12 protein-coding genes are annotated in these 16,728 nt (G+C 60.0%); 7 read left to right on the top strand and 5 right to left on the bottom strand.

Features of this window, described 5'->3' with window-relative positions; genetic code table 11:
* Positions 1 to 2 precede the first annotated feature (2 nt).
* The 5 genes from ORG26_RS22250 to ORG26_RS22230 form a co-directional block, all read right to left on the bottom strand.
* A complete protein-coding gene (locus tag ORG26_RS22250; RefSeq protein WP_266365787.1) occupies positions 3 to 395 on the bottom strand; it encodes a RidA family protein in 393 nt (130 codons plus the stop codon).
* On the bottom strand, positions 376 to 1,188 hold the full coding sequence (locus ORG26_RS22245) for a creatininase family protein (protein ID WP_266365785.1): 813 nt from the start codon (positions 1,186 to 1,188) through the stop codon (positions 376 to 378). The genes ORG26_RS22250 and ORG26_RS22245 overlap by 20 nt, the downstream gene beginning before the upstream one ends.
* 110 nt (positions 1,189 to 1,298) lie before the next feature.
* Positions 1,299 to 3,089 (bottom strand): RagB/SusD family nutrient uptake outer membrane protein, encoded by a 1,791-nt coding sequence (locus tag ORG26_RS22240; RefSeq protein ID WP_266365783.1) that lies wholly within the window; start codon positions 3,087 to 3,089, stop codon positions 1,299 to 1,301.
* Positions 3,090 to 3,108: 19 nt separating this feature from the next.
* Entirely contained in the window at positions 3,109 to 6,270 is a 3,162-nt protein-coding gene (locus ORG26_RS22235; protein WP_266365781.1) for a SusC/RagA family TonB-linked outer membrane protein, read from the bottom strand.
* 340 nt (positions 6,271 to 6,610) lie between these two features.
* Complete coding sequence (locus ORG26_RS22230) at positions 6,611 to 7,249, bottom strand: GntR family transcriptional regulator (RefSeq protein WP_266365779.1); 639 nt, start codon at positions 7,247 to 7,249, stop codon at positions 6,611 to 6,613.
* 175 nt (positions 7,250 to 7,424) lie between these two features.
* Here ORG26_RS22230 and ORG26_RS22225 point away from each other — a divergent pair, with 175 nt between their 5' ends.
* The 7 genes from ORG26_RS22225 to nagA all read left to right on the top strand — a co-directional run bounded on the left by ORG26_RS22225 (position 7,425) and on the right by nagA (position 16,728).
* A complete protein-coding gene (locus ORG26_RS22225; RefSeq protein ID WP_266365777.1) occupies positions 7,425 to 8,435 on the top strand; it encodes a Gfo/Idh/MocA family protein in 1,011 nt (336 codons plus the stop codon).
* 72 nt (positions 8,436 to 8,507) lie between these two features.
* Positions 8,508 to 9,905 (top strand): DegT/DnrJ/EryC1/StrS family aminotransferase, encoded by a 1,398-nt coding sequence (locus ORG26_RS22220; protein ID WP_266365775.1) that lies wholly within the window; start codon positions 8,508 to 8,510, stop codon positions 9,903 to 9,905.
* Positions 9,902 to 11,269 (top strand): neutral/alkaline non-lysosomal ceramidase N-terminal domain-containing protein, encoded by a 1,368-nt coding sequence (locus ORG26_RS22215; protein ID WP_266365773.1) that lies wholly within the window; start codon positions 9,902 to 9,904, stop codon positions 11,267 to 11,269. Before ORG26_RS22220 ends, ORG26_RS22215 begins: the two co-directional genes overlap by 4 nt.
* A 109-nt stretch (positions 11,270 to 11,378) precedes the next feature.
* Complete coding sequence (locus tag ORG26_RS22210) at positions 11,379 to 12,647, top strand: NHL repeat-containing protein (RefSeq protein WP_266365771.1); 1,269 nt, start codon at positions 11,379 to 11,381, stop codon at positions 12,645 to 12,647.
* A gap of 105 nt (positions 12,648 to 12,752) precedes the next feature.
* The gene (locus ORG26_RS22205) at positions 12,753 to 14,108 is read left to right on the top strand and encodes a Gfo/Idh/MocA family protein (RefSeq protein ID WP_266365769.1); all 1,356 of its coding nucleotides are present in this window, start codon (positions 12,753 to 12,755) and stop codon (positions 14,106 to 14,108) included.
* A gap of 46 nt (positions 14,109 to 14,154) precedes the next feature.
* Complete coding sequence (locus tag ORG26_RS22200) at positions 14,155 to 15,477, top strand: sugar MFS transporter (protein WP_266365768.1); 1,323 nt, start codon at positions 14,155 to 14,157, stop codon at positions 15,475 to 15,477.
* 9 nt (positions 15,478 to 15,486) lie between these two features.
* Positions 15,487 to 16,728: an N-acetylglucosamine-6-phosphate deacetylase gene (gene nagA, locus ORG26_RS22195; protein ID WP_266365766.1), complete on the top strand. Its 1,242-nt coding sequence runs from the start codon at positions 15,487 to 15,489 to the stop codon at positions 16,726 to 16,728.

Below are 16,728 nucleotides of genomic sequence, written 5' to 3'. Positions count from 1 at the left end.
CGTTAAGGCTGTTTAGGGCGTATCCGGGCGATGGCGTCGATTTCAATTTTGATTCCGTCCGAGAGGACCGACTGCACCGTCGTCCGGGCGGGTTTGATGCCGGTAAAAAACGTGCGGTAGGCCGCGTTGTACCGGTCAAAATCCCCGATATTTTCCAGATGCACCGTGCATTTGACGATGTCGTCCACGGTTCCCCCGGCCGCTTCCACGATGGTCCGGATGTGCCGGAGCGTCAGCAGGGTTTCTTCTTCGATGGTGCCGTGAATGACCTCGCCGGTCGTCAGGTCCAGCGGTCCCTGACCGCTGACGAACAGCCAGCCGTCGACCAGCACCCCGGCTGAATACGCGCCCGTATCGACTTTTTTATCCGGATGTTTAATTTCCAACTTGCTCATGTTCAGCTACCAGCGATTGCGAAAGCGGCCATTCCCGGAATGCTTCCAAAAAGCGCACGAGCGCGGAAAGGGCCTTGTCGAACAGGTGTTTTCCTTTGTCGGCCGTACCCAGCTGCGGTTCGCCGCTGCTGCCGTTGCCGGAGATAAATTCGGTTTGTTTAAAGACCGTGACGCCCCGGTACGGCTCGTCGTCCTCCCAGCCGATGTAGCCGTTGGAAGCCGGGCGGCGGGCGCGTTCCACCCGCTCCATCCGGACTTTTTCGGGAAACAGGTGCAGCATCAGGCTCGTCTCGTATTCGCAGGCGTGGCTGAGGGCCGGACTTTCCATTGGCGCCTCTCCGGCAAACGCCTTTCCGGCCAGTTCCCAGTACGTCGCCAGCGCAATGGTCGGCTGGTGGCTCCGGTCGAACCGGTTGCCGAGCACCGCCAGCGCCTGCCGGACGGGCGTGATGTTGCCCCCGTGCCCGTTCAGCAGCACGATGCGCTGAAAGCCCGACTCCACCAGCGAAGCCACCAGATCGGTGATGACCGCCGTGTACAGTTCCGGGCCGAGGCTGATGGTTCCGCCGAAGGCCAGGTGGTGGTGGCTGGAGCCGAAGGGCAGCGTCGGGCAGAGCAGCACCGTGTCGCGCAGGGCCGCTTCGGCCGCCCGGGCCAGTTGGGTGACAATGTCGGTGTCGGTCGAAACGGAGAGGTGCGGGCCGTGCTGTTCGATGGCTCCCAGCGGCAGCACTACCACCGTATCGGTTCGCGCCCGGTTCAGTTCGGAATACGTGGAGGCGTGAAAAAGCATACTGTGTAAAAGTTGGGTTTGAAGCCGGAATAAACTCATTTTTTGCTTACACCCGTCCGGCGATTCCCGGTGAGGTCCCGGTCGCCGCCGGACGGGTGGGCATCGGCGGCTCAATACCCGGGATTCTGTTTCAGCGTCGGCGTGCCGTTGACCACGCTCAGGTCGATCTGCGCCTGCGGAATGGGATACAGTTCGGTCTTGCCTTTCTTGAAGGTCGCCCCTTTCATGTACGTAAAATCATAGCCCGGAATGGTCGTTTCGTGCTTCACGTAATCGTTCAGGACGGTGGCCATGTAGCCGGTGCCGTTGTCCCAGCGGCGGAGGTCGAAGAAGCGGTGGCCTTCCATCGCCAGTTCGAGTTTGCGCTCAAACCGGACGGCCTCGCGGGCGAAGTCCTTGCCTTTGGTCGTAAACTCGTTGGTATACAGCCCGACCTTGTAGTTGGCCGCCGGTTCGCTGGTGAAACCCCGCAGCGGGTTAGCCGGGTCGATGTATTTCTTCACCCAGCCCGCCGGGTCGGCCGCCCGGGCCCGGACGCGGTTGACGTATTCCTGCGCTTTGGCCAGACTCCCGATTTCCACTTCCGCCTCGGCGGCCCACAGGAGCACGTCGGCAAAGCGAATCATGGTGTAGTTGTTGGACGTCCAGCGGGCGCTGGAAGAGGTGGTGGCCCGGTCGGCCTGGTAATACACCGTTTTGATGGGGCTGTACGGCCCAGCCACCGCCTGCACGCGAATCCAGGCTTTGCCGGGATGCAGACCCCAGTCGAGGTACGGAATGCCGCGGCGGCCCACGGTCCAGTCGAGGCGGGAATCCAGCGTGCCTTCGTAGGGCGTAAAGGGTGTGCTGCTCTCAATGCCCTGGTCGTTTTTCACGTCCTCGTTGTTGAATGAGTCGAGCAGCGGCAGGCCCGTCCGGGGGTCGGTTTTGTACGAATTCACGAGGCTGAACGACGGCTGGTACGCCCCGCAGCAGGTCGCCGGGCCGCCCATCGGGAAGTTGAGCGCATCGCCGTAATTGCCGTTCTGGAAGCTTTCGGCTATGGACATCTGCACCGCGAAAATGGACTCAGCACTGTTTTTCTTCACCGGGTTAAAATTGTCGGCATAGTTCACCAGCGCGTATTTCCGGCCCGAAGCCGTCACGCCGTTGGCAATGATGTCTTCCAGCAACGGCTTGGCTTCCGTGTATTTGTCCTGAAACATGTACACCTTCGCCAGAAACGCCTTCGCGGCCCAGCTGTTGGCCCGCCCGACCTCCGTTTTGGTCGGCGTCAGGTTGTCGGCGGCGAATTTGAAATCGGCTTCCAGCTTCGGCCAGACCGGACTGGTATTGGCGACGTTGTAGTTGCCGCCGGCGTAGCTGACCGACTCGTCGACGTACGGCACATTCTCCCACATCTTGGCCGCTTCGAAATGATACAGGGCGCGCAGGAACGTAGCCTCGGCCTTGATCTGTTTGGCTTCTTCGGCCGAAAGCGAGGGGTCGGTCACCTTCGCCAGCACCCGCAGCACGTCGTTGGCCCGCTGCACCCCGGCATACAGCACCATCCATTTGTGGTTGAACGGAATCAGCGTCGGGTCGTAATTGTAGCTTTCGACGGCCTCCATCGGCGGCAGCGCCGACGCCTGCGTGCCCGTGTGAGCGTCGTCGGAGGTCACCCCGCCAAAAACCCAGTTGCTCACGCCGACAAAATAGTAGGTCGTGTTCGGCACGCCCCAGCCGTCGAGCAGCGAGTAGGCTCCGACGAGCAGGCCGTTGACGCCCGCCTTGTTGGCCAGCGTCGCTTCGCCCGTGGTGCCCAGCGGCCCGATTTCCAGATAATCCTTGCGGCAGGCGTTGGTCGACAGCAGCACCAGCACCAGGCTCGCCATCGAGAAAAAAGATTTTATCGTTTTCATGATCAGAAGGTCAGGCTGGTTAGAAAGACAGGTTCAGGCCGAAAATGAAGTTTTTCTGGTTGTTCGGATAGTTGGCATAATCCACCCCGAAAGCCGAACTGTTACCGCTGAGCTCGGGATCGAGGCCGCTGTATTTCGTGATAGTGAACAGGTTGGCGCCCTGGGCGTACAGCCGCAGCCTGCTCATGCCGACGCGGCGAAGCAGCGCCGGACTGACGGTGTAGCCGACGATCAGCGAGCGCAGTTTCAGGAACGAGCCGTTTTCGACGTAAAACGAGTTGGAAACCCCCGACGTACTGAACGAGCCGGTCGATTCGATCTTGGGAATGGAACTGTTCGGGTTTTCCGGTGTCCAGGCGTTGAGCAGGTCGTTGCTCTTGCCGCCGACGTAGGTGCTGAAAAAGTGCGTGAAGGACTTGATGGTGTTGTAAATCTCGGCCCCCTGCGAGCCGTACAGCACGCTCGAAAAATCGAAGTTCCGGTACGTCAGGCCCAAGTTCAGCCCGTAGGTGAAGGCCGGGTTCGGACTACCGAGGAAGGTGCGGTCGCTGGCGTCGATTTTCTTATCCCCGTTGATGTCGGCGTACTGGAACCGGCCGGGCGCCGCGCCGCTCTGGGTCGGGGCCGCCGTCACGTCGGATTCGCTCCGGAAGAGGCCGATGACTTTGTAGCCGAAAAACGAACTCACCGGCTGGCCTACCTGATTGCGGATCACCAGCCCGAGGTTCTGCGTGTTGGCCGCGTCAAAATAACCCGGCCCCGGAATGCTGACGACTTCGTTCTGGTAGGTTGTGATGTTGGCCCCGAGGCTGTAACGCAGGTCGTTGGTCACGGTGCCCCGGTACGTCAGGCTCAGATCGACGCCCTTGTTCTGAATATCGCCGATGTTGACCGTCGGGGCCGTCGCCCCGCCGACGAGCGCGGGCAGCGGCTCGGTGAACAGCAGACCGTCGATGGATTTTTTGTAGTATTCTACCGACACGTCGAGGCGGTTGTTGAGGAAAACGGCATCCAGCCCGACGTTGGTGACGATGTTCTGCTCCCAGCCCGTATTGGGGTTGCCGATGCTGGTCTGCGCAAAGCCCTGGGTCAGGCGGTTGGCCCCGCTGATGTCGTAGTATGCGTTGGCAAAAGTGCCGCCGAAGAGCGTGAAGGCGTTCTGCGGACTCACGTTGTTCTGCGACCCCAGCACGCCGTAGCTGGCCCTGATCTTCAGATCGTTGAGCCACGACACGTTTTCCATGAACTTCTCACCCGTGATGCGCCAGCCCAGCGATACCGACGGAAAAACGCCGTAGCGCTTATTGGCTCCGAAGCGCGACGAACCATCCCGGCGGACCGTCACGCCGAGCAGGTAGCGGTCGGCAAAGGAGTAGTCCAGGCGGCTGAACAGCGAGAACAGCGTATTGTGGTAGGCGCTGCTGCCGTTGGTGATGTTGATGGTGCCGTTGTTGAGGCTCAGGTAATCAAAATTGGTCGAAAACAGGGCGCTCGACGAGCCGGTCAGGAAGCGGCCGTAGTTGCGGATGGCCTCCGACCCGACGATCACCTTCAGGTTGTGCGCCCCAAACTCCTGCCCGTAGGTCACCGTGTTGGTCCACATGGTGTTGCTGTTGTAGAGCGCGCTCTCCGAAAAGGAATTCGGGTTGGTATTCCCTTCCGAATTGTTGTAGGGCGTGAAGTTGAACACCGTGTTGTACTGGTTGTCGATAAAGCCGCCGAAGCTGGTGCGGGCGGTGAAATGGTTCAGGAAATCGACCTCCGCGAACACGTTGCCCACCACATTCCAGGCGTTGTTCTTGTTGTTGACGGTGTTCATCTGCACGGCCACCGGGTTGGACGAACTGCCGAGTTCCGGCCCGGCGAAGGTGCCGCCGTAGTTGCCCCGGATGTCGTAGACGGGAATGATCGGCATGGCCCGGTACGTCCAGGCAATCGGGTTGCCGGTGCTGAGGTTGTCGAAGGCCGGATTCCGTTTGTAAAAGAAATAGGCGTTCTCCCCGATCCGGATGTTTTTCCGCACCTTGAACTGGGTGTTGATGCGGGCCGAATACCGTTGCAGGTACGTTTTGAGGAGCGTGCCCTGCTGGTCGAAATACCCCAGCGAAACGAGGTAGTTCGACTTGTCGGTGCCGCCGCTGGCTGTCAGGTTGTGGTTCATGATCGGCGCGGACTGGAACGCCTCGTGGAACCAGTCGGTGCCGGTTTTGTTGACGGCCTGAATGAGGTAGTTGTTGGCCGGGTTGTTGGCGTCGAAGTTATACCGGGCCGGGTCCACCGCCGGGTCGCCCGCATTGCCGACCCCGGTCGCGCTCCGGCCCCGGTACGTGAAGTCGGGCAGGCCGTTCTGAAACAGGCCGGTGGTCGGGTAGGCAATCTTGGTGAGGCGGGCAAAATCCTGCGAATTCAGCAGATTAAACACATTGCCCGAAGGCGGCACCTGCACGCCGTAGTAGGCATCGTAGGAAAGCGTCGGCTGGCCGGATTTCCCTTTTTTGGTCGTCACGACCAGCACCCCGTTGGAGCCGCGCACGCCGTAGATGGCCGCCGCGCCCGCGTCCTTGAGCACCTGAATCGACTCGATATCGTCGGCGCTCACGTCGTTGAGTTCGGCCTGAATCCCGTCGATGAGCACCAGCGGCTGGGTGTTGCCAAACGAACTGATGCCCCGGATGAAGATGTTGGCCGGACTACCCGGCGCGCCGGAACTGATGACGTTGACCCCGGCCGCCTGCCCCTGCAGCGCCTGCACGGCCGAGCCCGCCGGAATGGCCTTGATGGCTTTCATGTCGACGATGGACACCGAGCCGGTGATGTCCTTTTTCCGCTCCGAGGTGTAGCCCGTCACGACCACTTCACTGAGCGAGGTCGAGGCGGGCAGAAGAACGACCGAAAGGCTGGTTTGACCCCCCACGGCCACTTCCTGCGGCTGGTAGCCGATGTAGGAAACGACCAGACTGGCGCTTTGCGGAACCGAGAGCGTGAATTTCCCGTCAGCATCCGTGACGGTCCCGTTGGTGGTGCTTCCTTTTTGCAGGATGGTGGCTCCCGCGATGGGCTTCTGATCGTCGCCCCCCGTCACAACGCCCGTAACCGGACTCTGGGCGAAGGCCGCGACGGCGAATAGGGAAAGAAAAAGCAGCAGAACCTTTTCTTTTCGTGGAAGGAAAGAGTAGACCATAATTCATTGTTTATAGTTAGGGTGACAATTCTTACGCGAACTCTGTCAAACACCACCTCCAGCCACTCGTTCCGGGGAAGCCTGCCCGGTGGAGCCCTGCCCCTTTCGTTACACCGGCACCCGGTTTCATTGCCGAGTGCCTTTCCTTGAAGCACTTTAATGTTGACAAATGAAGGCAATTTTTGTAAACAAAAAAATTTTTGCCAAAAATTTTTTCAAGCTCTCGCCGGGACACTTTCGGCCCATACTTTTGCGACGGACCTAATTGTGAGGTCAACAAAAAAGGCATCCGGTTTGGGGATGCCTTGTCAGGAAGGGGGAGTCTTGGGGGAGGCGGACTTTAATCCAGTTCGAGCGCGGCGACTTCGCCCCGGATCAGGTGGCGGCTCAGGGCTTCTTCCGCTTTGGCCAGATCGTGTTCTTTCAGGGCCTGGAGGATGGTCCGGTGTTCCTGGTCGGTCTGCTCATAATCGTTCATGTGGATCTGCGTCTTGCCGAGCTTCTGGTGGAAGAGGGGAATGTTGCTGAACTCGTAAATATTCTTCAGCTTCTCATTATCAGCAATTTCGATCAGCGTTTCGTGGAATTTAACATCCGCCTCGCAGGCCCCGCCGAAGTACCCCCGCTCGACCATCGACGTAAAATCGTTGCAGATTTCCTCCAGCCGCCGCAGTTGCCCGTCGTCGATTTTCTGAATGGCCAGCCGGAGCGCCCCCAGCTCCAGAATCTCGCGCAGCTCCCGGATTTCGCGCAGGTCCTGGGCCGTCAGCGTTTTGACGAAATACCCTCCTTTCTCCCCAATGTCGATCAGGCGCTCTCCCAATAGGCGGGTCAGGGCTTCGCGCACGGCCATCCGGTTTACCTCAAGCTTTTTGGCCCAGATATCTTCCTTCAGTCGGGTACCGGACACCAGCTGGTTGGAAAGGATTTTTCGTCTCAGTTCATTATATACCTTATTGGCCAGGGAATCTATTTTCATAATTTTATCAACAAAATGTGCGGCTTTTTGTAAACATATTTTACCTTCGCATAAAGGTAGTACATTCTGGAAAACTTCAAAGGTTCGATGGGTTTTCCCTTATTCAAGCAAAGAAAAGATAGTATATTTTCCGGAATCTTCATAAGTACGTCTTTATTTTCAACCAGACAACGGCATGAACCCTACCCTCCCTGACCGACGAGTTTTTCTGCAGCGCGCCGCTCTGGCCGGAGCCGCTCTGAGCTTTCCGGCCCCCGACTGGTTTCCGTTCAGCACCGGAAAGGACGGCAAACGCGTCGGCATCATCGGCCTGGACACCTCCCACAGTACGGCCTTCGTCAAAGCCCTGAATGCGCCCGGCGCCGACCCGGCGTTTGCCGGTTACAAAGTCGTGGCAGCCTATCCGCACGGCAGCCGCGACATCGAAAGCAGCACCAAACGGATACCCGGCTACACGGAAGAAGTGAAAAAAGCGGGCGTGGCGATTTTCGATTCCATCGGCGATTTACTGAACGGGGTCGACGTCGTGCTGCTGGAAACCAACGACGGCCGCCTCCACCGCGAACAGGCCCTTCAGGTGTTGCAGGCGGGCAAGCGGATGTTCATCGACAAGCCGATGGCCGCTTCCCTAGCCGATGTCGTCGCCATTTTTGACGCGTCCCGGAAGTACAAAATCCCGGTGTTCTCGGCCTCCTCCCTGCGGCACATCAAAGGCATCGAAAGCATCCAGAAAAGCCAGGTGCTCGGGGCCGATACGTTCAGTCCGGCGGTGCTCGAAAAAACGCATCCCGACCTGTTCTGGTACGGCATTCACGGCGTCGAAACGCTCTTTACGGTCATGGGCACGGGCTGCAAACAGGTGACGCGCCTCCACACGGAGGGAACGGACATCGTCGTCGGGACCTGGGCCGACGGCCGCATCGGGACCTTCCGCGGCACCCGCACCGGCAAGCACGAGTACGGCGGCACGGTATACACCCAGAACGGGAACGTGGTCCTCGGCCCCTACGGCGGCTACGACCCGCTGCTGAAAGACATCATCCGCTATTTCGACACCGGCGAAGTGCCGGTGACGCCCGAGGAAACCATCGAAATTTTCGCCTTCATGGAAGCCGCCGACGAAAGCAAACGCCGGGGCGGCGCGCCCGTTACGCTGGAGAGTGTGCTGGCCCGGGTGAAACAGTAATTTTTGGCGAAAAGAGCCTTCCTGACGTAGCAGGCTCCGTCTCCAAGCCCTATCCTCAAGACCTTATTTCCCATGAAAAACGGACCTTTTTCCCGCCGGGAATTCATCAAACGCAACTCATTGACCGGTCTGGGCGCTGTCCTGGCCCCTTCAGTGCTGGCCAGCGTGCCGGCCCCTTCCCTCCCGACAAAGCCTTTTTCTTCTTCCCTCAATGAGCCGCTGGCGCTGCTGGGCGGCAAACCCATCCGGGCGAAGCAGTGGCCCGTCTGGCCGATCTGGAAACCGGAAACCGACGAAAAACAACTGCTGGAAGTGATTCGCTCCGGCATCTGGTCGCGGGCCGGGGTCGTAACCGAGTTCGAAGCGCAGTGGGCCGCGACCGTCGGAGCCAAACGGTGCCTTTCGGTCGTCAACGGCACCAATGCGCTGATTGCCGCCCTGGCCCAGTTCGATGTGCGCGGCGGCGACGAGGTGCTCGTTCCGGCCTATACGTTTATCGGCACCGTCGCGCCCGTACTGGCAACCGGGGCCATGCCGGTATTTGTCGACATCGACCCCGAAACGTTCCAGATGGACCCGGCCAAACTGGAAGCCCGGATCACGCCGCGCACGCGGGCCATTATTCCGGTGCACATTCTGGGCCTGCCGGTCGATATGAAAAGCATTCTGGCGATTGCCAAAAAACACAATCTGGTCGTGATCGAAGACGCCTGCCAGGCCCATCTGGCGGAAATTAACCACCAGAAAGTCGGCACGTTCGGCGACGCGGGCTGTTTCAGTTTTCAGAACTCCAAAAATCTGGCCATCGGGGAAGGCGGGGCCATCGTCAGCAACAACGACGCGTTCATGGACCGCTGCTTTTCGTACCATAATTACGGCAATCCCTATGGTACCGTATCGGGCGTGATCGGCATCGGCACGCTCATGCAGGGCACCAAGCTCCGCCTGACCGAGTACCAGGCCGCCATCGGACTGGCCTTGCTCAAGCGCCTGGACGCCGAAACGACCACCCGCAACGAAAACGCGGCGTATCTGAAAGCCAAGATCAGCCACCTACCGGGCATCGTGCCGTACAAACTCTACGACGACGTGACGCGGGCGGCCTTCCACCTGTTTCCGTTCCGTTTTCATCAGGAAAAGTTTAAAGGACTTTCGCGGGAAACGTTCGTCAAAGCCCTCACGGCCGAAGGCATTCCCTGTTCCAAAGGATACGCGCCGCTCAACAAAATGCCGTATCTCGACGACGCCTTCAAGTCGAAAAACTACCGGAAAATGTATCCGAAAGAGGCGCTGGATTTCAAGAAGTACGTCGAACGAAACGCCTGCCCGCAGAACGACCGCATCTGCAACGAAGAGGCCGTCTGGCTGACGCAGAACATGCTCCTCGGCACCCGGCAGGACATGGACGACATCGCCAATGCCATCGAAAAGATTTACGGTCAGGCGGATAAACTACTGGCTCAGAAATGAGAAAAACGGCGATTCTGACAAGTCTGCTTGTCTGCTGCCTCCTTAGCCTGTCGGCCGGGGCGCAGGGCTGGAAGGCGGGCGTGGCCCGGGTGGTCATCACGCCCACCCAACCCGTCTGGCTGGCGGGCTACGCCGTCCGGACGCGCCCCTCGGAGGGCAAACTGCACGACCTCTGGGCCAAGGCGCTGGCGCTGGAAGACGAAAAAGGCAACCGGGCGGTGCTGGTCACGACGGACCTGCTGGGCTTTCCCAAACCGCTGTCCGACCGCATCCGCCAGCGGCTTCAGCAAACGCTGGGCCTGTCGCGGGCGCAGATTCTGCTCAACAGTTCGCATACGCATTCGGGGCCGGTGCTGGGCAGGGCCCTGCCGGACATTTACCCGATTGGTCCGCCCGAGCAGGCCGCTATCGACGCCTACACGCAGGTGCTGGAAAAGCAGATTAGTCAACTGGTTGGGGATGCGTTCCATAAACTTCAGCCGGTGAGTCTGTTCAGCCAGAACGGGGTTACGCGCTTTCAGGTGAACCGCCGGAGCAACCAGGAGGCCAGTCTGCGCCAGCAAACCGAGTTGAAAGGCCCGAACGACTATGCCGTGCCGGTGCTGAAGGTGGTCGACGGGAAAGGGGGCCTGCTGGCCGTGGCCTTTGGCTATGCCTGCCACCCGACCGTGCTGGATTTACACCAGTTTTCCGGCGATTATGCGGGTTTTGCCCAGTTGGAAATCGAAAAGCAGCATCCGGGCACGACGGCCCTGTTTTTTCAGGGTGCCGCCGGAGACCAGAATCCGCTGCCCCGCCGGACCATTCCGCTGGCCCGGCAATACGGCCGCGAACTGGCTGCGGCGGTCGAGCGCGTTCTGGAAGAAGACATGCGCCCGCTGCCCGCCCGCCTCGCCACGGCCTATTCCGAAATCGATCTGAAACTCGCCCCCGCCCCGTCGGAAAGCGCCCTGAATGCGATGGTCGCCCAGAACGACGGCTACCTGAAACGCTGGGCGTCGCGGATGCTGGCCGAAACCCGGGCCGGTCAGGCGTTTATCCGGTCGTATCCGTACCCCGTACAGGTCTGGATGCTGGGAAATCAGCCGGTCTTCAGCTTCGGCGGCGAACTGGTGACGGAATACGCGCTGGCGGTGAAAAAACGGTTCGGGCTGGACGCCTTCGTGCTCGGGTACTCCAACGACGTGATGGGCTACATTCCCTCCGAAACCATCCTTCAGGAAGGCGGCTACGAAGGCAATACCTCCCAGATGGTCTACGGACTGCCGAGCCAATGGACGCCGGGTCTGCAACAACAGATTCTGGCGGAGGTGGAAAAGCTGGCCGCGCAGGCCGGAGTACCTAAAATTCAGGAAGTTAAGTAAAATAAATAGTTTCTCGGAGGACCGCGGAGTTTAGCAGAGTTTTTAAGAAGTTCTCTGCTAAACTCCGCGGTCCTCCGCTCCCCTCCGTGAAACAATCCTTTAACCCGCCATGCCTCTACTCGCTACCCCTTATTATTCCGGTTTTGAACGGGCCCACGATACCTACAACGCCATTACCGCCGCCAGTGACGGCAATATTTACTACGTCCTCAGCTCCGAATCCCCGGCGGAGGGCGGCAGGATGTACGTTTACCGACCCGAAAGCGACCGGACCGAACTGCTGGCCGATCTGACCGAGATCTGCGGAGAAAAAGACGCCGGGGCCATTGTGCAGGGCAAAAGCCACGTGCGGTTTTACGAACGGGCCGGAAAGCTGTACTTCGCCACCCATATCGGCTTTTACGAAACCATTGACGGCATGGAACGCCTGCCGGTCACGCCGCCGGACGGACGGGCCCTGTACCCCGGCGGGCATTTCCTGTCGTACGACCTCCGGACCGGCGCGTTCGAAAAGCTGGCCACGGCCCCGGAAGGCGAAGGCATCCTGACGATGACCCTCGACCGGGACCGCGGCGACCTCTACGGCATCACCTGGCCGGTCGGCTATTTCCTGCATTATCAGCCCGAAAGCGGCACGCTGAAAAACCTGGGACCCGTCTCGGCCCGGGGCGAGGCCGGAACACCGGGCCAGGATTACCGGGTTCTCTGCCGCAGCATGGTCGTTAATCCTCGCGACGGGGCTGTTTACTTTTCGACCTCCGAGGGAACGATTTTTCGGTACAACCCGGCGAACGAACAACTGCAGGCGGTCGAAGGCGTGGACCTGCGGCTGGATTATTTTGGTCAGTACGACCCGCTTTACCCCGGCAGCATGGGTTACAACTGGCGGAAAATCTTCTGGTACGCGCCCGAACAGGTGGCTTACGGCATCCACGGCAATTCGGGGTATCTATTCCGCTTCGACCCCGCCGTTCCATCCGTCGAACTGGTCGAGCGGCTGACGTCGGAGCCGTCGCGCAAAAGCGGGATGTACGACCAGTTCAGTTACGGCTACCTCGGGTTTGGGCTAGGGCCGGATAACGAAACGATTTACTACCTGACCGGCGGGCCAATTTACGAGAACGGCCAACGGGTAAAAGGCGTCGACCGGATTGCCAAAGGGGCGGCCAAAGGGCTGGAAAACCTGCATCTGGTCACGTTTCACCTTCCTTCCGGCACCTATAAAGACCACGGCCCGATCTTTTACGCCGATGGGTCGCGGCCGACGTACGTCAATTCCATCGCCATCGGCTCCGACGGGACCGTCTACACGCTGGCCCGGTTCCGGCACGAGGGGCGGGAAATTCAGGATCTGGTCCGCATTCCGATGACTCCGTGACAAAAGGCATTTTTGGCATTAAATCCTATACCTGACCGCCGGACACGGACTGAGTAGTTGTCGGTCCGGGACGGCTTCTCGACACGTAAAACCTGTACCTCCACCATGAACGATTCAACCAGCGACTCCCGCCGGAATTTCCTCAAAAAAGCGATTGTGGGCACAACGGCTCTTTCCGTTGGCGGCATCCTGCCCGGCTTTTCCCCCAAAAGTTACGGCCGCATTGCCGGGGCCAACGAAAAAGTACGCGTCGGGGTGATGGGCGTCAACAGCCGGGGCTTCGCCTTGTCAGGGAATTTTGCCCTCCAGCCCAACTGCGAAGTCGCCGCCATTTCGGATGTCGACAGCCGCGCGGCCGAAAAGTGCATTGCTGCCATCGCGGAAATTCAGAAAGCAAAACCCAAAGACTACCCGGATTTCCGGAAGGCGCTCGAAGACCGGGACGTGGATGCGCTGGTGATTGCCGCCCCCGACCACTGGCACGCGCCGGCGGCCATTCTGGCCTCGAAGGCGGGCAAGCACGTCTACCTCGAAAAACCGTGCAGCCACAACCCGCACGAAGGTGAACTGCTGGTAGAGGTGGCGAAGAAATACAAAAACGTGATTCAGATGGGTAACCAGCGCCGGTCGTGGCCCAACGTGGTTCAGGCCATGCAGGACATCAAAAACGGAGCCATCGGGCGGCCTTATTTTGCCAAAGGCTGGTACACCAACAACCGGCCCTCGATTGGCGTGGGGACGACCGAAGCCGTGCCGTCGTGGCTGGATTACGACCTCTGGCAGGGACCGGCTCCCCGGCGACCGTACCGCAGCAACGTCATCCACTACAACTGGCACTGGTTCTGGCACTGGGGCACGGGCGAGGCGCTCAACAACGGAACCCACATGCTCGACCTCATGCGCTGGGGACTCGACGTGACGTATCCGACCAAAGTAACCTCCTCGGGTGGCCGGTACCGGTACAAGGACGACTGGGAAACGCCGGATACGCAGGTCATCAATCTCGAATTTCCAAACAACACCTTCATCACCTGGGAAGGTCGAAGCTGCAACGGACGGCATGTCGAGGGCTCCGACGTGGGCGTTACGTTCTACGGCGAAAAAGGCTCCCTGCAATACGGCGGCGGCAATGCCTACAAGATTTTCGACCTCGACAACAAGCTGGTGAAGGAGGTCAAAAACGACATTGCCATTGACCCGCGCAACCGCATGAACCCTTCGCAGGCGCTGGATGCCACGCACCTCCAGAACTTCGCGCAGGCCATCCGGCAGGGTGCTCCCCTGGCCTCGGATATTGTGAGCGGTCACCAGAGCACCCTGCTTTGTCAGTTGGGAAACATCGCGCTGCGGACGGGCGGGTCGCTCGACATCGACCCCAACAACGGGCATATCAAAAACAACAAAGAGGCCCGCAAACTCTGGGGCCGGGACTACGAAAAAGGCTGGGAGCCGACAATCTGAGCCGGCAAAAAACGCATTTCACTTTCACATCCACAAGGCAGCACGCATGGAAACCAGCACGTTAACCCACGACGCACGAGGTCTGACCAGACGCGAAACCACCGTTTCCATTCTGCTCATCGGGCTGATGTTCTTTATCTTCGGCTTTATTTCCTGGGTAAACTCCATCCTCATTCCGTATTTCAAAATCGCCTGCGAGCTGACCAGTTTTCAGGCGTATCTGGTCGCGTTTGCTTTCTACATCGCCTATTTCATCATGTCGGTTCCGGCTTCGTACCTGCTGCGGGCGGTGGGTTTCAAGAAAGGCATGATGTTCGGTTTCTGGGCGATGGCGACGGGAGCGTTCATTTTTATTCCCGCCGCTCTGACGCGGACCTACGGCATCTTTCTGCTGGGGCTGTTCACCATCGGCATCGGCCTGTCGATTCTGCAAACGGCTTCCAATCCCTACATCACCATCCTGGGACCGAAAGAACGGGCGGCCCAGCGCATCAGTATGATGGGCATCTGCAACAAAGCCGCGGGCATTCTGTCACCGCTCATCTTTGCCGCCGTTATCCTCCGCCCCACCGACACCGATCTGTTCGCCCAACTGGGCAGCATGACCGACTCCCAACGCGGGGCGGCCCTCGACGAACTGGTGCGGCGGGTAATTCCGCCTTATGCCGTGCTCGGCAGTTTTCTGCTCGTGCTGGGGTACCTGGTCTACCGCTCGCCCCTGCCCGAAATCGATACCGAGCACGAAACCGGCGAGGTAGCGGCGGCCAACGCGGGCAAAACCAGCATTCTGCAGTTCCCGCACCTGATTCTGGGCGCCCTGGCGATTTTCCTGCACGTCGGCTCGCAGGTGGTGGCGATTGATTCCGTGATCGGCTACGCCAATTCGATGGGCCTCGACCTGCTGGAAGCGAAAACCTTTCCGTCGTACACCCTTTTCTGCACCATCTGCGGGTATTTTGTCGGCATCGCCGCCATTCCCCGGTTCATCAGCCAGGTCAATGCGCTGCGGGTCTGTACGGTGCTGGGCACGGTCTTTTCGCTCTGCATCCTGTTCACGTCCGGAACGGTCACGTTTCTGGGGCACACGACCGACCTGTCCATCTGGTTTGTGGTGCTACTGGGGCTGGCCAATTCGCTGATCTGGGCGGGCATCTGGCCGCTGGCGCTCGATGGACTGGGCCGGTTCACCAAAGTCGGGGCGTCGGTGCTCATCATGGGGCTTTGCGGAAACGCCATTCTGCCGCTTTTTTACGGGCATTTTGCCGACCGGTACGACGTCCGGACCGCGTATTGGGTCCTGCTGCCCTGCTACCTGTACCTGATTTTTTACGCGGCCTACGGACATACTGTCAAACGCTGGACGCTCTGATTTTTCCGCATGAAACTGGCCATCCTCAACGGCGTTCTCCTGACTCCCTTCCAGCGTCTCCGCGGTGGCATGATCGTGATTGAAAACGGCCGGATTCTGGGCATTCACGACCGGCACGAAGAGCTTCCCGAAGGCACCGTCCGCTACGACGCCGGACAGGCTTACGTCGCGCCCGGTTTCATCGACCTGCACGTTCACGGCGGCGACGGGCACGATTTCATGGATGCCACCCCGGAAGCGTTTCTAAAAATCGCCGGACTGCACGCCCGCCACGGCACCACCGCGCTGGTTCCGACCACGCTGACGGCCGAGAAAGACGACCTCTTCCGGACGCTGGATGCCTACGAAAAGGCCCGGACGGCCAATACCGGGGGCGCGCAGTTTCTGGGCATGCACCTCGAAGGCCCGTATTTTGCGCTGAACCAGCGGGGCGCGCAGGACCCACGCTACATCCGCAACCCCGACCCGGCCGAGTACGAAGAAATTCTGGCCTACTCCCCGTCCATCGCCCGCTGGAGTGCCGCGCCGGAGCTGGACGGAGCCATCCCGTTCGGGCGGCGGCTGCGCGAAAAAGGCATTCTGGCCGCCATCGCGCATACCGATGCCCTGTACGACGACGTGCGGCGGGCATACGAGGCCGGCTACTCGCTCGTCACGCACCTGTACTCATGCATGACCGGCGTGACGCGGCGCAACGGCTTCCGCCACGCGGGCGTGATCGAAAGCGCCTATCTTTTCGACGAAATGGACGTGGAACTGATCGCCGACGGGGTGCATCTGCCGCCGCCCCTGCTGCAGCTGGCCTACAAAATCAAAGGACCGGAACACGCGGCCCTCATTACCGACGCCATGCGGGCGGCGGGCCTGCCGCCCGGTCCGAGCATCCTGGGAAGCCTCAAAAACGGCACGCCGGTGATTGTGGAAGACGGGGTGGCCAAACTCCCCGACCGGCAGGCGTTTGCGGGCAGCGTCGCCACGGCCGACCGACTGCTGGAAACCGTTCTGACGACCACCGACATTCCCCTGCTCGATGCCGTGCGGATGCTGACCAGCACCCCCGCCCGCATCATGGGCGTAGCCGACCGCAAAGGAAGCCTCGCGCCCGGCATGGATGCCGACCTGGTCGTTTTCGACCGGCGGTGCCGCATGCTGCTGACGGTGATCGGCGGAAACGTCGTTTTCCGGCAGGACATTCACGAGGGTGTTCCCGAAACCTTTTTTGACTTCCCCGAATCCTCAGATTTCTCTTAA

Origin of the sequence: Tellurirhabdus rosea, from assembly GCF_026278345.1 — a bacterium.
Taxonomy (GTDB): Bacteria; Bacteroidota; Bacteroidia; order Cytophagales; family Spirosomataceae; genus Tellurirhabdus; species Tellurirhabdus rosea.
Note: the sequence above shows the minus strand (reverse complement) of the source record. Positions and strands in the feature narration are given on the sequence as shown.

Bases quoted from the DNA above. Each gene is read 5' to 3' on its own strand.
- ORG26_RS22250 (WP_266365787.1), bottom strand. From the start codon at position 395: ATGAGCAAGTTGGAAATTAAACATCCGGATAAAAAAGTCGATACGGGC.
- ORG26_RS22235 (WP_266365781.1), bottom strand. From the start codon at position 6,270: ATGGTCTACTCTTTCCTTCCACGAAAAGAAAAGGTTCTGCTGCTTTTT.
- ORG26_RS22245 (WP_266365785.1), bottom strand. From the start codon at position 1,188: ATGCTTTTTCACGCCTCCACGTATTCCGAACTGAACCGGGCGCGAACC.
- ORG26_RS22240 (WP_266365783.1), bottom strand. From the start codon at position 3,089: ATGAAAACGATAAAATCTTTTTTCTCGATGGCGAGCCTGGTGCTGGTG.
- ORG26_RS22230 (WP_266365779.1), bottom strand. From the start codon at position 7,249: ATGAAAATAGATTCCCTGGCCAATAAGGTATATAATGAACTGAGACGA.
- ORG26_RS22215 (WP_266365773.1), top strand. From the start codon at position 9,902: ATGAGAAAAACGGCGATTCTGACAAGTCTGCTTGTCTGCTGCCTCCTT.
- ORG26_RS22210 (WP_266365771.1), top strand. From the start codon at position 11,379: ATGCCTCTACTCGCTACCCCTTATTATTCCGGTTTTGAACGGGCCCAC.
- ORG26_RS22205 (WP_266365769.1), top strand. From the start codon at position 12,753: ATGAACGATTCAACCAGCGACTCCCGCCGGAATTTCCTCAAAAAAGCG.
- ORG26_RS22200 (WP_266365768.1), top strand. From the start codon at position 14,155: ATGGAAACCAGCACGTTAACCCACGACGCACGAGGTCTGACCAGACGC.
- ORG26_RS22220 (WP_266365775.1), top strand. From the start codon at position 8,508: ATGAAAAACGGACCTTTTTCCCGCCGGGAATTCATCAAACGCAACTCA.
- ORG26_RS22225 (WP_266365777.1), top strand. From the start codon at position 7,425: ATGAACCCTACCCTCCCTGACCGACGAGTTTTTCTGCAGCGCGCCGCT.
- nagA (WP_266365766.1), top strand. From the start codon at position 15,487: ATGAAACTGGCCATCCTCAACGGCGTTCTCCTGACTCCCTTCCAGCGT.